Annotated in this window: 2 protein-coding genes; one reads left to right on the top strand and one right to left on the bottom strand. The window is 63.2% G+C overall.

The genetic code is table 11. The annotated features are described in order from the left end of the window. The coding region (gene ugpC, locus EN745_RS33730; protein ID WP_127423238.1) for a sn-glycerol-3-phosphate ABC transporter ATP-binding protein UgpC at nt 1-730 on the bottom strand (730 nt) is incomplete at its 3' end. Between the two features lie 277 nt (nt 731-1,007). Here ugpC and EN745_RS33735 point away from each other — a divergent pair. After that, on the top strand, nt 1,008-2,320 hold a 1,313-nt coding region (locus tag EN745_RS33735; RefSeq protein ID WP_127423239.1), incomplete at its 3' end, for an extracellular solute-binding protein.

Here is a 2,320-nt window from a genome sequence, read left to right on the forward strand (position 1 = left end):
CCTTCAGAAGGTTCATGGCGGGCGAGCCGATGAAGCCGGCGACGAAGAGATTGGCCGGCCGGTCGAACAGCTGCAGCGGCGCGCCGACCTGCTCGATGCGGCCGTCACGCATCACCACGATCTTGTCGGCCATGGTCATGGCCTCGATCTGGTCGTGCGTGACGTAAATGGTGGTGGTCTTCAGCCGCTGGTGCAGTTCCTTGATCTCGGTGCGCATCTGGACGCGCAGCTTGGCATCGAGGTTGGAGAGCGGCTCGTCGAACAGGAAGACCTGCGGGTTGCGCACGATGGCGCGGCCCATGGCGACGCGCTGGCGCTGGCCGCCCGAGAGCTGACGCGGATAGCGCTTGAGATAGGGCGCGAGATCGAGGATGTCGGCGGCGCGCTTGACCCGCTCGGCGACGATCGCCGGATCGGTCTTGCGCAGCTTCAGCGCGAAAGCCATGTTCTGCTCCACCGTCTTGTGCGGGTAGAGCGCGTAGTTCTGGAACACCATGGCGATGTCGCGCTTCGCCGGCGGCAGATTGTTGACGACGCGCTCGCCGATCGCGATCGTGCCGCCGGAAACGGTCTCCAGCCCGGCCACCATCCTCAACAGCGTGGACTTGCCGCAGCCGGAAGGACCGACCAGCACGACGAACTGGCCGTCGGCGATATCGACGCTGACATCGTGCAGGACCTTGACTGGTCCGAACGCCTTGGCCACATTGGTGATCGCGACTTGAGCCATCATCTCCCCTATCGTTTTCGGTGAAGCTAGCCATTGCCAACGGCAAGGGCAAGTCAGTATATTATAGATAAAAAGCCATTCCTGTTGACAAGGTAATCGATTACGCGAATAGTGGCGAGCGCAAAATCCGATGATCGGTGCTTTGCCGGAAATCGGATCTCCAAGCGACGCAGGGTGGGGTCCCACGTCCCCGTATGGTATAGGAGAAACGCAGACGTTTCGGCGTCCGGTAGGTTGGCACGTCAAATTCACGGCTTTTGTTCTGGGAGGAATGTAGATGAGAGTCGGTCTTTACGAAAAACTGGTCCGCGCGGGTGCCACCCGGCGTGACATTCTCAAGGGCGCGGCCAGCATGGCCGCGATTGCCGCGGCTTCAGGCGCCGGCCTCGGCGCACTGACCCGGCCGGCCGCCGCGGCCGACGATCTGCGCGCGCAGATCCTGCAGATTCCAGGTGTCGGCAAGGGTCAGCCGACGGACGCCGATTTCCAGAAGGTGGGCGAGCTCTGCCTCGAAGCGACCAAGGCCAATGTCAAGGAAGGCGAGTTCGCCGGCGTCGAGCTCACCTTCATGGGCCTCAACAACCAGAACCTGCACAACGTTCTGTTCCGCGGCTTCCTGAAGCCGTGGGAGGCCTATACGGGCGCCAAGATCAGCTGGATCGACCTGGCGCAGGCCGACTACAACGCCCGCCTGCAGCAGTCGATCGCCACCGGCACCGTCGACTTCGACATCATCGAGATGGGCGCGCCCTTCGAAGGCGATGTATGCGGCAAGGGCCTGACCTCCGAAATGCCGGACTGGGTCAAGAAGCAGATCGACTTCGACGACCTGGTCAACTACCTGAAGCCGCCGGTCGGCACCTGGAACGGCAAGCAGTACCGCGTCACCATCGACGGCGACGCGCACAACTTCAACTACCGCACCGACGTGTTCGCCGATGCCGATCTCGCCAAGGCCTGGAAAGAGAGCGGGGCGACGACCGAATGGGGCGTGCCGAAGACCTGGCAGGAAGTGCAAGCCGTCACCAAGTTCCTCAAGGGCAAGCAGTTCAAGGGCCAGGATGTGTATGGCTATCTCGACGCGCCCAAGCCCTGGGGCGGCTTCGGCTTCTACTTCCTCGGCAGCCGCGCCAGCGCCTATGCCAAGCATCCCGACGACAAGGCCTGGCTATTCGATGCCGACACGATGAAGCCGCGCATCAACAATCCGGCCTGGGTGCGGGCGATCCAGGACGTCATCGACGCCCTGCCCTCGGAGCCGCCAGACCAGATCAACGCCGATCCGAACACCACCGGCTTCCAGCAGTTCCTGGCCGGCACCGGGTCGATGATCCCGTGGTGGGGCGACATCGGCTCCAACGTCAAGACCAACGACTCGTCGGTCATCGGCGACGTCACCGGCTTCTCGATCCTGCCCGGCTCGGACGACGTCTACAATTCGAAGACCGGCCAATGGGACAAGCTCGCCAGCGGCCCGAACTACTCGCCCAACTGCGCCTATCTCGGCTGGGGCGTCTATGTCATGGCCCGCGTCGACAGTGATGCGAAGAAGCAGGAGGCGGCATGGTCGGGCGCGGCCCATCTCGGCGG

Origin of the sequence: Mesorhizobium sp. M4A.F.Ca.ET.022.05.2.1, from assembly GCF_003998845.1 — a bacterium.
GTDB lineage: Bacteria > Pseudomonadota > Alphaproteobacteria > Rhizobiales > Rhizobiaceae > Mesorhizobium.